Below are 15922 nucleotides of genomic sequence, written 5' to 3'. Positions count from 1 at the left end.
ATATAATAAAAAATGCTGATTTATGTACTTTATATGATATTATTTTGGATAATCCTTATGAGACAGAAGAAGACCTGCTGGAAACGTTAAAAATTATATTGAAAATTCGCAAACCATTTTTGTTTCAATTATTTTCATTATGTTTTTATAAAGGGACCGAGTTAAACAAGAAAGCTACTAAAGATAATTTATCTTTTGAAGATCCCAGATTCAAGAGTTATATAAAAATTTCCCCTTCCATATTAAATCAATTAATTAGCCTGGTGCCTACTTATCCCAATTGGATAATCAAATATTTAATAAATCATAGAAAAAACAGGTTTGCTAAATTAATTATCAAATTATTCTGTCTTATTAATATGACAATATTTGAACCAATAGCAATGCTTAAATTAATACATCGATCCTGTAATTCAGATATATTTAAAACTATCGGGGTATTAAGGTATTTTGCAAAAACAGCTTTTGTAAAGCTCTTTCGCCAGGTAGGTTAATATAAAAATCAGAGATAAAAATGTTTTTACTTGGTTTAAAGTAACAAAGTACATTGGATAGATGCCGGAACAAGTCCGGACAATATATTATTTTGATGGGTCTTCGGCTTATCCTGGTTCGCTGGCTGCAAGACAACCAAATTTAAGGTGATCAGGTGAGTAATCTTATCAATAACATATAACCTGGCTCGATTAGTTCACCCAATCAGTAATAACTTACACATTAAATTTAGCATTAATACTCGAATTGTTATTTATCTACAAATAATAACAATTCGAGTATTAATATTAAGAAATATTACAAGGAATTTTCAATTTTCCAATAAAGAAAAAGCAGGTTTTCTTTGTATTACAGAAATTCTCAATTATTAAAAAAATAACTTTTATAAAAAAACAGCCAACCGGAATAATTGTAAACCTGATTTAAATATGTGATAAATTTTACGATTTAAAACAAACATTATAAAGATTATTTATAAATTACGACATGGGACTACTCCAAAATACTAGGTTGGGGAATATAAATAAACCACATTTAAGTATAAATTACCTTTAAATAATTAAATTTTTTCATTTGCAAGAATATGGAGGTGAGTTGAGGAAAACAGAAGAGTTTCGACTAAGACTTTCAAGTAAAACTGAGTAAAAATAATAGATCAATCTTTTATAGATACTTGTTATATAGAATTTAGAGTAACAGGAGTTGATATTATGGTAGCAAAAAGAATAACACCTTTGTTGCTTGCAGCTAGTGTTGCAGTTTGTGGTTTTTCAGGAGGACTTATTAACAATCAGGCAGCTTACGCTATTACAAGCGTAGACGAATTAACAGATGTTAGTTCAAACGTTTGGGCTTACGAAGCGTTAAAAGACCTGGTTGAAAAGTACAACGTAATTGAAGGATACCCAGACAAAACATTCCGTGGTGCAAGAACAGCCAGCCGATATGAATTGGCTGCGGCATTAAGTGCAACAGTTAAAGCTATAGGACAAGATATAGCACGATTAGGAGCAGAAAAAGCAAGTAAAGAAGATTTAGCAACTGTAGCAAGACTACAACAAGAATTTGCAACTGAATTACAAGCTCTCAGAGCAAGGACAGAAGCTCTTGAAGCAAGAGCAACAAAAATTGAAGCTAAAAATGATGAACAGGACAATAGACTTGCGGTTTTAGAAAAGTTAAATGTTTATGGGGACGTCAGCTTCGGTGGTTATGCAGACATAGCTGGTAACCCGGGCGATGAATTTTCAGATGCTATTTCAGCTATTGGCCGTACAAGATTAAACGTTGATTATGTAGCTGTTGAAGATAAAGGCGGAGCTATAGTAGGTCCCGGTACTATCCATTCTCGTTTAGTAGCTGCATTTGGACGTGTATCCCCATTAGAAGCAGGTACATCAGCAGCTACAAACAGATATTCCGGAGCAAGTGCTATTGCTGCTGATGCAAGTTTCTATAATGAAGGTATCAGATCAAGTGATTTTATCAGTCTTACAACAGGTACGGCTATTAACAGTCCCACTCCTGTAGGTATTGCAACTGTCGCAGGTGGAAATACCAGAGCCAACGCTTATCTTGATTCAGCATACTATTCACAAGTATTAAGAGCTCAAATTCCTGGTTTACCAGAAGATCAGGCATGGAGAACATCCTTTACCACATACGTTGGTTTGATTCCATGGAGAGATATTTTCTATAAGAGCCCATATCAAGGTAATGAAAACCAGCAATTCCAAAACACTGCTTTAAGAAATAATCCGGCCATTCTTACTGATTTTATCGTACCAAGAATTGCTGTTGAAATGGATCAAGGACTAGGTCGATGGGCTAATTTTGCCGTTAGAGCAGATGCATCTGCTCTGGATGTAAGCAAAATGATGAACGGTATTGGATTTACCGCTGAAGGAGATTTAGGCTATAATCTTGGCTTCTTGAATGAAATGTTAGGAACCCAAAGCATGTTTAACCTTGCCGGTAATGTATTTGGAGGTTATTATTTAGTTGATTCCAATAATGGCGGCACGAATAACCTGCTTAACGTAACCACTGTAGCACCAACAGTATCAATTAACGGCGCAATTGGTGATATTGCTCACGGTTTTTATGCCGGTATAAATCAGGAAATTTACAAAGGCATAGGTGCATTTGGAAGCTTTGCTCTAAATAATCTTGGAACAAACGCAGCACTCTTAAATGCTCTTCAAAACGGTACCGGAACAAATATTGTTTATAATAACAGTACTCTTCTTGGTGCATCATTAATATACGGTATCAGACAAGCAATTACAGCTGGTGTTGAAATTCCTGTAAGAGCATTACCAGATATGATTACATTTGGTAAACGCCAGAGAGATGCTTTAGGTTTCGGTTGGGCCAGAATCTATCCTAACGATGCAGCAGGATCTCCAGCTAACATAGTTTCAGCTATTACTGGATCCGACGCAACCGAACCTGAAAACGTTATTGAAGGATATTACAGATTACAAATTAATGATAATTTCGCCCTCATCCCAAGTACTCAGTTAGTATTCTCAAGATTAGGTGATGAAGACAACGAAGTAGAAATTATTATTGGTTTAAGGTCTAGTTTCACATTCTAGAAATGTCTTAAACAAAAACCAAAGAGGCATGGTCAAAAGACCATGCCTCTTAATTTAATAAAGCTTTTCTATAGCTGAATAAATAATATCTCTATCTATATCACTAAATATCCCAACATTAGCAGTACTTGCCGGTAATACAAATCTGATTTTTTTTGATAAAACCTTTTTATCAACGAGCATTGCTGCCATTAAATCATCCTGCTTAAAATCCTGGGAAATTTTATAATCCAGACCGTATAAATTAATTAAATTTAATGATGAATTCAAGTAATCTTCTGCTATTAGACCTTTTTCTTTAGCAATATAAAAAGCCCCTTTCATGCCAATAGCAACACCCTGCCCATGAGTAAAATTATTATAATTTGCACATTTCTCAACGGCATGCCCGATTGTATGACCAAAATTTAATATAGCTCTTAATCCTGCTTCTTTTTCATCTTGATTAACAACAGCTGCTTTAAGCTGGCAGCAATATTTTATTAAATTCTGGATAGTTGTAGGATTTAGAGCAAAAATATCATCTTTTTTTGCTTCTAAATACTTGAGTAAACCTAATTTTTCTTCTTTTAAATTACAGCTCTCTTCAATAAAACCATATTTTAAGACTTCCGCAAGACCAACTTTTAATTCTTCTACAGGTAAGGTTTTAAGAGTTTCAATATCGGTAAAAACTAATTTAGGTTGATAAAAAGCTCCTATTAAATTTTTACCGAGTTTATGATTTACAGCAACTTTGCCACCAACTGATGAATCAACCTGCGCTAATAATGTAGTTGGTACCTGTATAAAATCTATTCCCCTTAAGTAAGTGGCAGCAGCAAATCCGGTAATATCCCCGACAACTCCACCACCTAAAGCTAGTATTGCATCTTTTCGTTCTAATTTATACTCAATAGCCTTTGTCCAGATTAATTCCAGTGATTTTATGTCTTTATATTTCTCACCATCATTAAGAATAAGAAATTCTGTTTCTAAATTTTCTTTTTCAAGAGAGCTTTTTACTTTTTCACCAAATAGAGGATATATGGTTTCATTAGTTATTATCAGAATTTTATTTGCTTTTGAGTAAGTTTTTACATATTCTCCAAGATGATCAAGAATATTTTTCCCAATTATAATGGGATAATTTCTTGATTCTTGAACCGGAATCTCTACTTTTACAATTTCATTATTCATATTTTTTATATTTTTCCACAATTTCATTAACTATTTCATCAATTTGTTTATTTTCTGTGCTAATTATGAAATTTGCCTGAGTATAAAATTTTTCTCTTTTTTCCAATAATTTTTCAAGAGTATTCAATGGGTCATTATTTTTCAAAAGAGGTCTGTTATTTTCATTTTTTATTCTCTCAAAAAGCTCTTTTGCAGATGCTTTTAGATAAAATAATATTCCTGTTTCCTTTAAATTTTTAAGATTATCCTGATTTTCTACAGATCCACCGCCTGTTGAAATGATTTGATCTGAATCTAAGCTAAGCTTCTTGATAATTTTTGATTCTAACTCTCTAAAATGAGTTTCTCCATATAATTGAAATATTTCATTAATAGTCATTTGAGCTTCTTTTTCTATTAACACATCAGTATCAATAAAATTTTTACCCAGTTTTTGAGCAATTAAGTTGCCAACTGTGGTTTTTCCCGATCCCATTAGTCCTATTAATACAATATTTCTAGCCATATTTTCTATAATAGTGCTCCAATAAAGCCTATAATCGTTAGCTTAAGTTAGGTGATAATATCACCTTATCTGTTTTGATATACATTACAGTAATTTTCGTAATTTGATTTTATTTCAGCAAAGCTATCCCCTCCAAATTTTTCAACGAAAGCTTTTACTAAAACTATACTTAACATTGCTTCTCCCACTACTCCAGCAGCTGGAACAGCACATACATCAGATCTTTCATAGTGAGCAATATGTTCTTTTCCATTTTCAAGGTTTATAGATTTAAGAGGTTTTTTAAGAGTAGGAATTGGTTTCATAGCAGCTCTTACAATTATAGGACTACCATTACTTACTCCACCTTCAATTCCACCGGAATTATTTGTTTTTCTCTGATACTCTTTAGAATCTGCTTCTTTTGGATAAATTTCATCGTGTAACTTTGAGCCTAGAACCTGAGCTGAAGATTTACCAAGACCGATATTAACAGATTTTATAGCAGGTATACTCATTATTGCCTGTGCAATTAAGCCATCTAACTTCCTATCCCAGTGAACAAAACTTCCAAGTCCAACAGGGACATTAAGAGCAACAACCTCAAATATTCCACCCAAACTGTCACCAGATTCTTTTGCTTCATCTATCACTTTTCTCATAGCAGCAGAAGCTGCATAATTAGCACATTTTACTTCTGACTTCTCTGCAAATTCTTTAATTATATTGTAATTATCAGGAAAAGATTCTACATTTACTGCTGCTGAGCCAATTCTTAGAACGTGACTAAAAATCTCAATATTGAAATTCTTTAAAATTATAGAAGCAACAGCTCCAACAGCCACTCTTATAGCAGTTTCCCTTGCACTTGATCTTTCAAGAACATTTCTGACATCTTCGTGATTATATTTTAAAGCACCAGGAAGATCGGCATGCCCTGGCCTTACATGGGTAATCTTTTTCTGTTGAATTAAATCAACATTTGCAGAAGTCAATTCAACTGGTTGTGTAGCCATCGGCACTTGCCAGTTTTCCCAGTCTTTATTTTCAATAACAAGGCATATTGGTGCACCTGTGGTAATTCCATGCCGTACTCCAGAATTTATAATAACTGCATCCTGTTCGATTTTCATGCGGCCGCCACGGCCATACCCCTGCTGTCTTCTAAATAATTCTTTATTTATATCTTCTACTTTTAACTCAATTCCAGCAGGAACACCTTCTATAATTGCTGTAAGACATTTACCATGGGACTCACCAGATGTTAAAAATCTAAAAGTCATATTCTCATTTTATCCGTCTGTTTTAATGTAGCCATTATTATTATATATTAAAAGGAATTTTTTTAATATGAAACGAATCCCAGTTTAATACTATCAAGTTAATTTATACCATATTGCAATTAACTAATTACTTTATTGGAGGAGTCTTAAGAGCGTCCAACATCTCGAACAGCAACGAAGATAAAATAATCAGTTGAGGACGTAATAAAAGAGGACTGATCGTCCTCTTTTATTATTTTGCTTATACCTATTTGTATTCAATCAGGTATTTTTATTCCAGCACTGATGCGCCAACAAATTGACATGGCTCATAGGTGCTTCCACAAAAATACCTGATTAATTCTTTTTTGACTGCAACTTGATATAAGAATTTTTTGTCGCACCCTTAATATATTAATTCTTAACTCACAATTTCAAACTGATACTGGTTTTTCCAAACATCAATACCACCTTCCAGCTCCATAACAGGATAACCCTTTTCTGCAAGAATCACTGCTGCCTTTGCAGCAAGGTGGCATTGCTGGGTATAACAATAAACTACATTAATTTTATCTTTTGATATTTTATTTAAATTATTTTCTAAGTCTTTTTTAGGGATCGAGATAGCCATTGGAATATGACCTTTATCGTAATCTTCCTTCTTTCTAACATCAATGATTTGGACTGTAGGATCTTCTAACATTCCTTTTAATTCAACTGGACCTACTGTAAATGCCAATTTATCTTCAAAATATAATCTGGCTCTTTCTGTTTGCTTAGTTATATCAATAAATCCATTATTACCCATATTAAAACTCCTTTTATCAATCTTGTTTAACATAAAATGGTGGGTTTTCAGGATCAGCACCCCAGGCAATCAATGAATTATACTCTATAGAACTATGCTCATTCGTTGGTCTTGGTTTACCATGTTTTTCCCATGCCTTCCAATGTCTTGAAACATAGCTTTTCCAATGTTTCATCCAGTACATAATATCTTCTGTGGTTAAATTATTATCAATTGGCATAGCCCAAGCTGAAAGATTATCTGGCAATTTTTTATTGTTATATTGTATTTGCCAAGCCCAATAAAACTTCCACCAATCTTGCCATTTTCTACCTGATGTTTTACCTGGTTCATTTTTTAGATGATCTCTATCTGAATCCTCTCCAGGCCAAATAGGATTATCTGGATTTCCACCTATAAACTTAACAAATTCATCCCAATCAAGAGGTTCAAACCAATGATATTTATGTTTTTCTTCATTCCATTCCTCTTTTTTGATCCATTCCAGGTTTTTCATAACTTTTCCTACCTTATTTTCCCTTCCAACATTTATGAAAAGATAAAATAAAGTTTTTATAAATTAATCCCCCAAGAAGAATAATTAAAATATAAAAGTCTTGAGAAACTAACCAAATGTAAAAGCAAACACCTCAACACCAGCATCAAAGAAAATGACTTCACAGGTATGAACTTCGTAATAACTATGAGTATTTATTAAGTTATACAATTTATACTCCTGAATATTGAGATAACCATTTTCGTCAATATCATCGCCCTTATTACCAATCTGGAGTTTTTCTCCATCAACAAGAACTCTGGCTCTAATTGGATTTTTCGACCCCATAACAAGATTTATTTTATTAGCAGAATATCTATAAACTATTTTACCTTCTGGCTTTTCCAGTGTTGATTTATCGATTTCTATTTTCCATAATCCTTCAAAATACACTCTATTTTTTTTAATTTCTTGAGGAACCGAATAATATTGAGAAGCATCGTATTTTAATTCTTCAGAACTTGCAAAGCCAACCATTCTGCCATAACCAAGATAAGTCTCAGGAGATCCTATTTTTGTAAAATCTATAGGAACTTTAAGAGGGATTATTGGCTCTTCGATTTTCTCTCCCTTCTCTTCAAGCAATTTTCTTATCATTTCTTCTGTTTTTTCATACCCACCTTCACTAAAATGAGTATATCTGAGCTTTCCTATAGCGTCATGCAGATAATGGGCCGGCCAATAATGATTATTATATACCGTCCACAATCTATGATTATTATCCAGTACTACAGGATAAGGAATTTCATATCGCTTAATAGCATTTTCAACGTTTAATGAATCCTTTTCAAAGCCAAATTCAGGAGCATGAATTCCAATGATCTCAAAACCATATTTATGATAACTGTTATACCAGTATTTTAAAAAAGGAATCATCCTTATACAGTTGATACAAGAATATGTCCAAAAATCCACAAGAACGACTTTTCCTATCAGATCAGTAGTTTTTAATGGCTTATCTACGTTAAACCAGCTTAGACCCGGTGGAAATTCATGCATAATAAAATACCTTTATTAACAGGTTATACACAGTCTTTATGAATTATTTCAGAATAAAGAATTAATGTGAATTACCAGGATCGGGTAAGTTAAGGACGTAATAAAAAATTTAAGGAATTTTATCTTCTTTTTTATTTTGGTTAAAGCCTCTTCCGGAGTACGAATTAACATAAAATATAAAAATGTAAGTATTGGACATAATTGTATAAATAGTCTGCTTATAGAGCTCTGTATATGCCAATTGATATCATAAGGTGTAATTATATAGATAAAGAAATATCCCATTAACATTAAAAACAATGTAATAGATGTTGTAATAATGCTCAATTTATTCTCGGTATTTATTTCTATACCCATTAATAACGGATAAATCAATAATAAGACTGGGGCAATAAAACCACCCATAAAACATAAACTCTCAATAAAAGCATTTAATGTAATAGAATATCTGGAAAAATCTGTTAATTTAACTATGATTTGATCTAATTTCTGATATAAAAATATATCATTTGGCGGTGCAAGCTGGGTTTTAAAATAAATAATTATCAATAATATAGGAAGAAAGCCTATCGTAAACCAGGATAATTGTTTTAAACAAGTTTTCCATCCTTTTGCAAGAAAAACTGTAATAAAACGAGCTATAAATATTGAAAACAAAAATAATAAACCTTCATTTTTTGTCCAAGCCGCTAATCCAGCCATCATGCCAGCTAAAATCAGTAAATTATAATTATTGTTGTCTAATTTATCTTGAAAACTAAATAAAATTATTGTTGCTAAAATAAAAAACCCCAAAGGAACATCTGCACATTGAGAAGATCCAAATCCAATGAACATAGGAAGACTCAATAAAAACCATGCCGCTAACCCTCCTTGCACTTTACTTTTAGAAATAGAAATAAAGGAGAATAATAATCCAACTATTGCAAATGTAAAGAAGAAAGATATAAGGATTTGCACCATTACTGCTTCATGACCTATATAATTCCAGCATCTGGCAATAATACCGGGAAGAAGCAAGGGATAATCAGGATGAAACCAAACTATATTATTAGTAAGACAATCTATCCAATGTTCTCCTCCTCTAAATAAAAACCTCGCATGAACATTCCAGATAGCAAAAGCATCTCTTTCTCCATGAGGGAATTTTATTGAGAACTGTATAAACAGAATCATTGCCATAAAAAATATCATCAAAAAACCAACAGAAAAAATTTTCTGCAAAAAAGATTCACTTTCTGCTTTTGGATTATAGATTGATAATTCTTCTAATTCCCTGTAATAATCCTGTTTTTTCAATTTATATCTTAACAAAATTAAAGCTACAATCACAAAAATTTCTACTAATATAAATTTTCCAAAATCCAGATTAAATAATCTCCAAATAAAAAATAAGCAGGAAGAAACCCCAAATCCTAGACCTATAGCAAGAGAAAATTTCAGTAAAAAATTAGAAATTATGCTTTTTTGCTCTGGCCATAAAAGCATAATTATAAGAAATCCAATTAATATAGCTACAAAAACAGCTAATATAGATGAAAGCATTATTTATCTTCTCTTTCAAACAGTATTATCCCATCACCAAAATCCTTGATAAGCACTAAATTATATTTTTTGTATGACTCTGGATTAATTGGAGCATAAAAATTGCCTATAATATATTTATAGTTTATAGAATTGACCACAACCAATGGCGAAAGCATATATTGTGCTACAAAAAACCTTGCATCTCTATCAAAAGCTCTTATTTTATCATCAGTAATATAACCAACAGAACCATAAGGCGGTAATTCTTTTCTTACAGTTTTAAATTGCTGCTCATACTTAATAAACTGTTTTCTATCAGGATAATTAGGATAAACTTTTATCTTTTGATTAAAAAAATCCAGATTAATCACCAAAAGCTGAATATTAGATAAAAAAACAGCTAATATTATTATCGTTAATCCTAATTTTATTCGTGTATTATAACTAAGTATCATACCCACTTCATAAACAATCTTTAATTATAATCTTTTAAAAAGCTCTGACACGTCAGAGCTTTTTAAGTCTTATTCAGCGTCAAGAAAACTAACTACTTTTCTCAAACTGGTATCAAATTCACCCATTTGTTTTTCTAAAACTGCAATTTTCTTGAGAAGTAAACCCGTTCCTTTACCGCTCTCATTTGCCATGGTAACTTGACCTGCTATAAATTCAAGCATTTGCTTCATTTCTTGATCATTATTTATAGCTAATCTGGTTTCAATATTATTAAGCTTTTCTTCTACATTTTCAAAGTTAGTTTCAAGATCACTAAATTTATTGCTAATTTTCTTGAGTTCTACATTAATATTTTCTTTAATCTGATTTAAATTGGATTCTAAATTGGATTCTATCTCTTCAATAGGATAAGCTGCTGTTTGTGAAGAATTTAATTTTTCAGAGATAGAATTGCTTAATACTTGAATATCCTGCTTAATTTTATCTTCAAAACTTGTAATTGATTGGGTTATATTAAATAATTCCTGAGAAACACCGGAAATATTTGTATTAATATTGTCAAAATCGTATTCTTGCCTTTTTTTAATAACATTTAGAGAAGATTTTATGTCATCTTTAGTCTCAGCAAGATTATTCTCTATTCTGGTAGAAACATCTTCATGATTTACAGAGTTTTTAGTAATATACTCTTTTATTGCTATTAATTCAGCCAGAATCTTATTAACTTCATCATTTTCCTTAATTTCTCTGACATTATCGTTAGTTTCAGTAAATAACGCTTCTGCATTATCAACCCATCCTGCAATCTGCACCAGGGCTTCTTTAACCACTTCAGTATTTGATAAAGTTTCTAAGGAAGAATTGTTTAACTTGTAAACATCTAAAGCTACATCATTTAATTTTTTGACAACTGAATCTGCAGAATCAGTTATAGAAAAATGGAGATTGGATAAACTATTTTGAACACTTTCCTGATTGGTAAGATTATCCTGTAAAACTCTTTCCTGTTTATCTTTAAATTCAATAATATCTGATCTTAAGAAGTTAAAATCAGCTTCAATCATTGAACTTAACTTATCAGTAAGCTCATTATTACCTTCATTAATATTATTTAGTATTTTTCTAGACTCATTATTTAGACTAAAAGCAATATTATCAAGTTTTTCTTCTAATCTATTGTCTATTTCAGATAAACTGCTGTCAATATCAGTTGTTTTCTTCAAAATATTAGTAATTACTATGTTTGTATCTTCAGATAAATCGAAAAAGCGCTTCACTGTGTTTTGAAATTTATCAATAGAGTCTTCTGTAACTAAGACCTGATCATTTAATTTATCGAGGGTTAGCCTGGCACTAGTCCAAATATCATTAAAACGCTCAGCAATTATTGCTAATTCATCTTTATGCTCATCATCATTATTTTTTCTGAAAGCAAAATATTCCTTCAGATCAAGGATTTTTTCATTAAGATCAATTAATTCTTCATTTATAGGCTTAATTAAACTTGATATTGATATATTTAATTTATCCTGAAATATATAAAAATCATCCTGGACCTTAGTTAATTTAGGTTCAAAATTATTTTTGGTAAGATACTCTAATTCATTAATTTTTGACTGAATTAGTTCTAGATTATCAATAAGAGGCCTTGTATCATCTTTAAGAAATAAATCATTTACTAAATTCTTTATTTCTTCTACATCATCTTTTACATTTAAAGAATTGGTCGTATTTTCAAGCTCAGGAATTTTTTCAGTTATAAAAGATAAAGCATTACTTAAATTCAGGATTTCCTGTTGAACTGAAGAAATATTGTTTTTTACACTCTCAAATCCATCAGAAAGTTTATTTACTGTCTCTCCTAATTCATTTTCTATTTTCTCACCGGTTTCTTGAGTTAATAGCTGCCCAAAATTATCTTTAATGTTTACTATTGAAGAATCGATATGATTTTGAAGCTCAGAAAATTTTGCATTCACAAAATTTATTTCTGTTTTTATATGCTCAATATCACCAGTCGTAGAAGTTTTACCTAATATTTTCTGTATTTCACCTAATTTTTCTGATACTTCTATTACACTGCTTTTAATAGGTTCATCAGACGCTTTAAGTATTAACTCATTTAAACTTTCCTTAATACCTGTTATTGATGGATCAATGTAGTTTTGAAGCCATGAAATCCTTGCATCTACGGTATTTATCTTATCTTTAACCAGGTCAATATTGTTTATCTGTTGGCTATTCTCAGCAAGCTCAGATATTTTCTCATTAATAGTAGTCAATTCGTTCTTGATAGATTCATTAGATGTTTGGACTATTAAATCACTCAAACTTTCTTTAACATCAGCCATTGATGGATTAATGTAATTTTGAAGCTCAGAAAATCTTTCATCTACTGTATTTATATCATTTTTTATTTGTTCAAACTTATCAGAAATATCATCTGTGGTCCTACTTAATTCACCCTTAATTTCACGATTTAAAGCTTCATTAAGATTTTCCTTAAGTTGAGCAATAGTAAAAATCATGTGTTCCTGAAATTCACCAAATCTATTATTTGCAGTCTCTATGTCTTTTTTTATATATCCAATATCAACATTGGTAGGAGTTTTACTTAAAACTTCCCGTACTTCACTTAATTTTTCTGATACTTCTATTACATTGTTTTTAATTAAATCAATATTATTTAGTGGCTGACTAGTCTCAACGAGTTCAAAAACTTTTTTATTAATATTAACTAACTCATTTTTGATAGATTCATTAGCTTTTTGATCTAATAATTCATCTAACCCTTCTTTAATATCAGCTATTGATGGATCAATATAATCCTGGAATTCTCCAAACTTTGCAAATACAAGGTTTATTTCGCCCTTAATATTGTCAATATCTTTAACTGTAGATGATGTTCTAATAATTTCAAGTAAACCGTTAATCTTATCAGATATTCGAGCCACATCATCTTTAATTAAATTAATATTATCAAGAGAAGATATTTTCTCTAAATTATCAGAGATAGTTTTTACCTTTAAATCTAGTATTGATAACGCTGATAAAGTAGCGTTTATATTAAGATCCAAAGAATCTGTAGCAGACTTAATGTACTCTAATGCTTGTTTATCACTTATGTTACAAATAATATTGTTTGTCTGCTGGCTATTTTTATTTACTTCAACTATCTGACCATTAATATCATTAATATTTTCTTGAATTTGAGTCAACTCCTCTGTTAAATTACCTATTTCCACTCTAAAAGAGTCAAATTCTTTCTGTGTAGTTTGATCTAAAGATTGATCTTTTAATAAACCTGTTATTTGACCTGCTAATTCTTCTATTGAAGTTATTTTAGAATCAAGAATACTTTGTTTTTCTTCTAAACCTGTCCTTAAATTTTCCAAAATCACATCAAGATATTCGTTAGGATTATCTTGTTGAGCTATAATATCGAGCTTGGCTTCAATTCTCTTTAAAGTATCATTTCCACCAGGATTTTTATTATCTGTAAGACCTTTTACCATTTTATTTAAATGTTCAATTTTTTCTTTTGATTCCACAAAATGATCCCCTACCCCACCTTTTAATTGATCAAACTCCATATTAGACCAATCTCCATATTTTAGTTAGTTACATTTAGAATTCATTTTTCTATATGTTGACTATCCCAAGTAAACCTTTAGTACATTTTAACAGAATTTGCATCATATTGTTAAAAAGGAAGCTTAATATTTATTTAAGTGAACCATGAGTCAATAGAGTAAGCTATTTTAATATAATAAAAATTTTTTAAAATATTACAAAATATTTATGAAAAATAATCTTTTTATTTTATAAAGCATCAAGAGCTCTTCTTACTTCCTGAATATCCTCCCACATTAACCATTTAGGAGTGCCTGGCTCTTTTGATTCATTACGCAGTAAGTATGAAGGATGGAATATAGGCATTATTTTAGAATCAAGAGGCCCATCAAACCACTGTCCTCTAATTTTTGATATAGGAGCCTTCGTATCAAGCATAGATTTTACCGCTGTAGCTCCTGCTAATAAAATTAATCTGGGACGAATTAGCTGAATTTGAGAATCGAGATATACTCTACAAGCTTCTTTTTCAGCATCTGTTGGAACTCTATTCTCAGGAGGACGACATTTTACAGTATTACAAATATAAACTTCCTTTTCTCTGGTTATATTTTGAGATAGCAATATCTTATCTAATAATTTTCCAGCTCTGCCAACAAAAGGAATACCTGTCTCATCCTCATTTCTACCTGGCGCTTCTCCTATTATCATTAGTTTAGCTTCAGGATTGCCATCCGAAAAAACCACTTGGGTTCTTGATTTTGAAAGATCACACTTAATACAAGTCCTGCAAACTTCTTTAACATCTTTTAGAGTGGTATTTCTAATATCATTATTTGTTTCAGAGTAGTTAAATAAGCTTAATTGATCTTCTGGCATAATTATTTCCCTTTATATTACAAATTATTAGCTAAAACTTATAAATTATAATTTTCTGACATAATTTAATTTTATTACAAAAAAAGAGTCGCCTTTTAACTTTAATATAACTAAAATTTAACATTTTAGGATATAATAAAATCGATTCAGCAACTAAGATTGAGCACTTATGAAAAATTATTATGATATCCTTGAAATTCATCCTGATTCAAGCCATGAGGTAATAGAAGCGACATATAAAGCTTTATGCAAACATTATAATCCGCAAAATTTTAGTGATCGTGAGAATAAACTTCAGGCTAAAAGAAGAACGAATCAGATAAAAGAAGCTTATAAAGTCTTATCTGATTCAAGAAAAAGAGCAAAATATGATAAATATTATAAAGAAAAAGACGGTCACGTAGAAATCCGTAAAAGCCCTATAGAAACCGTTCTTGTTTTCCTTGCTTTAGCAGTTCTTATGGTAATTATAGGCAAATATATAGGTGATATTTTCTTTAAATATTTCGCAAAATTAACTGTTATAATTGGTAATTCACCCATACTAAGTATAATTTTATTATTTATCATTGTAGGAATAGCCATACACTTCTTTTGGAAAAACTTTAAAAAGAATAGGTAATGGTAAAATTAAAGTGATAAATAGAGCCATAATCCGGCTAATCATCGCACTGTCATTGCGAGCACCGTAGGTGCGCGGCAATCCAATAATATTATTACTATCTTTTTTTGGATTGCTTCGTCACTTCATTGCATTTCGTTCCTCGCAATGACACTAGGAAAATTTGATTTCTGAATATGTTCTATATCACTTTGTTTTATAACACTACCAAAGAATAAATAATTGAGAGAGTCATTGCGAACCTTGTAATATGGATATCTTCTAAAATTGATGTTGTGAAGCAATCTCTCAGCATATATTATTGCATTGAGATCACTTCGCAATTGAAATAAACAACAATCTTACAGGTTTGATGGTTTGTGATGACTCATTACTTAGCTATTCATAAAAATTTTTCACACTTTAATGTTTAAGCTCTTTCTTTCTTGCATAGTTTGCATACTGATGAGCCAATCTTGTTGGTTCAGGAAGCCTGTATTTTGTTGTACAAGCTAAAACTACTT

The 15922-nt window shown here is 30.9% G+C and carries 12 protein-coding genes and 2 pseudogenes (2 of these 14 only partly in view); 3 read left to right on the top strand and 11 right to left on the bottom strand.

Going from position 1 to position 15922, the window contains the following annotated elements; all coding sequences use genetic code 11:
* Window positions 1–494: pseudogene (locus tag A2255_08245) on the top strand (hypothetical protein) (it extends 1000 nt beyond the left edge of the window).
* Window positions 495–1205: 711 nt separating this feature from the next.
* On the top strand, window positions 1206–3095 hold the full coding sequence (locus tag A2255_08240; protein OGI23348.1) for a hypothetical protein: 1890 nt from the start codon (window positions 1206–1208) through the stop codon (window positions 3093–3095).
* 54 nt (window positions 3096–3149) lie between these two features.
* On the opposite strand, the gene A2255_08235 is transcribed toward A2255_08240, so the two are convergent.
* The 10 genes from A2255_08235 to A2255_08190 all read right to left on the bottom strand — a co-directional run bounded on the left by A2255_08235 (window position 3150) and on the right by A2255_08190 (window position 14797).
* Window positions 3150–4274, bottom strand: coding sequence for a 3-dehydroquinate synthase (locus A2255_08235; GenBank protein ID OGI23352.1), 1125 nt, complete (start codon window positions 4272–4274; stop codon window positions 3150–3152).
* Window positions 4267–4779 carry a hypothetical protein gene (locus tag A2255_08230; GenBank protein ID OGI23347.1) on the bottom strand — a complete coding sequence of 171 codons (513 nt, stop codon included), beginning with the start codon at window positions 4777–4779 and terminating at the stop codon, window positions 4267–4269. Before A2255_08230 ends, A2255_08235 begins: the two co-directional genes overlap by 8 nt.
* A 65-nt stretch (window positions 4780–4844) precedes the next feature.
* The gene (locus A2255_08225) at window positions 4845–6041 is read right to left on the bottom strand and encodes a chorismate synthase (protein ID OGI23346.1); all 1197 of its coding nucleotides are present in this window, start codon (window positions 6039–6041) and stop codon (window positions 4845–4847) included.
* A 400-nt stretch (window positions 6042–6441) separates the two neighbouring features.
* On the bottom strand, window positions 6442–6828 hold the full coding sequence (locus A2255_08220; protein ID OGI23345.1) for a rhodanese: 387 nt from the start codon (window positions 6826–6828) through the stop codon (window positions 6442–6444).
* Between the two features lie 16 nt (window positions 6829–6844).
* Window positions 6845–7324, bottom strand: a complete 480-nt coding sequence (locus A2255_08215; protein ID OGI23344.1) for a hypothetical protein — start codon at window positions 7322–7324, stop codon at window positions 6845–6847.
* Window positions 7325–7432: 108 nt separating this feature from the next.
* On the bottom strand, window positions 7433–8362 hold the full coding sequence (locus tag A2255_08210) for a hypothetical protein (GenBank protein OGI23343.1): 930 nt from the start codon (window positions 8360–8362) through the stop codon (window positions 7433–7435).
* Between the two features lie 48 nt (window positions 8363–8410).
* Complete coding sequence (locus A2255_08205; GenBank protein OGI23342.1) at window positions 8411–9907, bottom strand: hypothetical protein; 1497 nt, start codon at window positions 9905–9907, stop codon at window positions 8411–8413.
* On the bottom strand, window positions 9907–10344 hold the full coding sequence (locus tag A2255_08200; GenBank protein ID OGI23341.1) for a hypothetical protein: 438 nt from the start codon (window positions 10342–10344) through the stop codon (window positions 9907–9909). Before A2255_08200 ends, A2255_08205 begins: the two co-directional genes overlap by 1 nt.
* A 69-nt stretch (window positions 10345–10413) precedes the next feature.
* On the bottom strand, window positions 10414–13938 hold the full coding sequence (locus tag A2255_08195) for a hypothetical protein (protein ID OGI23340.1): 3525 nt from the start codon (window positions 13936–13938) through the stop codon (window positions 10414–10416).
* Window positions 13939–14167: 229 nt separating this feature from the next.
* Window positions 14168–14797: a uracil-DNA glycosylase gene (locus A2255_08190; GenBank protein OGI23339.1), complete on the bottom strand. Its 630-nt coding sequence runs from the start codon at window positions 14795–14797 to the stop codon at window positions 14168–14170.
* A gap of 169 nt (window positions 14798–14966) precedes the next feature.
* Between A2255_08190 and A2255_08185 the strand changes: the two genes are divergently transcribed.
* Window positions 14967–15419: a hypothetical protein gene (locus tag A2255_08185; protein OGI23338.1), complete on the top strand. Its 453-nt coding sequence runs from the start codon at window positions 14967–14969 to the stop codon at window positions 15417–15419.
* Between the two features lie 402 nt (window positions 15420–15821).
* Here the strand turns inward: A2255_08185 and A2255_08180 are convergent.
* Window positions 15822–15922: pseudogene (locus tag A2255_08180) on the bottom strand (hypothetical protein) (it continues 568 nt past the right edge of the window).

The sequence above is a fragment of the Candidatus Melainabacteria bacterium RIFOXYA2_FULL_32_9 genome (genome assembly GCA_001784615.1).
Taxonomy (GTDB): Bacteria; Cyanobacteriota; Vampirovibrionia; order Gastranaerophilales; family UBA9579; genus UBA9579.
The sequence above is the reverse complement of the archived record's forward strand: the minus strand, read 5'-3'. Positions and strand labels throughout refer to the sequence as shown.

Bases quoted from the DNA above. Each gene is read 5' to 3' on its own strand.
- A2255_08220 (OGI23345.1), bottom strand. From the start codon at position 6,828: ATGGGTAATAATGGATTTATTGATATAACTAAGCAAACAGAAAGAGCC.
- A2255_08195 (OGI23340.1), bottom strand. From the start codon at position 13,938: ATGGAGTTTGATCAATTAAAAGGTGGGGTAGGGGATCATTTTGTGGAA.
- A2255_08205 (OGI23342.1), bottom strand. From the start codon at position 9,907: ATGCTTTCATCTATATTAGCTGTTTTTGTAGCTATATTAATTGGATTT.
- A2255_08240 (OGI23348.1), top strand. From the start codon at position 1,206: ATGGTAGCAAAAAGAATAACACCTTTGTTGCTTGCAGCTAGTGTTGCA.
- A2255_08185 (OGI23338.1), top strand. From the start codon at position 14,967: ATGAAAAATTATTATGATATCCTTGAAATTCATCCTGATTCAAGCCAT.
- A2255_08215 (OGI23344.1), bottom strand. From the start codon at position 7,324: ATGAAAAACCTGGAATGGATCAAAAAAGAGGAATGGAATGAAGAAAAA.
- A2255_08210 (OGI23343.1), bottom strand. From the start codon at position 8,362: ATGCATGAATTTCCACCGGGTCTAAGCTGGTTTAACGTAGATAAGCCA.
- A2255_08225 (OGI23346.1), bottom strand. From the start codon at position 6,041: ATGACTTTTAGATTTTTAACATCTGGTGAGTCCCATGGTAAATGTCTT.
- A2255_08230 (OGI23347.1), bottom strand. From the start codon at position 4,779: ATGGCTAGAAATATTGTATTAATAGGACTAATGGGATCGGGAAAAACC.
- A2255_08200 (OGI23341.1), bottom strand. From the start codon at position 10,344: ATGATACTTAGTTATAATACACGAATAAAATTAGGATTAACGATAATA.
- A2255_08235 (OGI23352.1), bottom strand. From the start codon at position 4,274: ATGAATAATGAAATTGTAAAAGTAGAGATTCCGGTTCAAGAATCAAGA.
- A2255_08190 (OGI23339.1), bottom strand. From the start codon at position 14,797: ATGCCAGAAGATCAATTAAGCTTATTTAACTACTCTGAAACAAATAAT.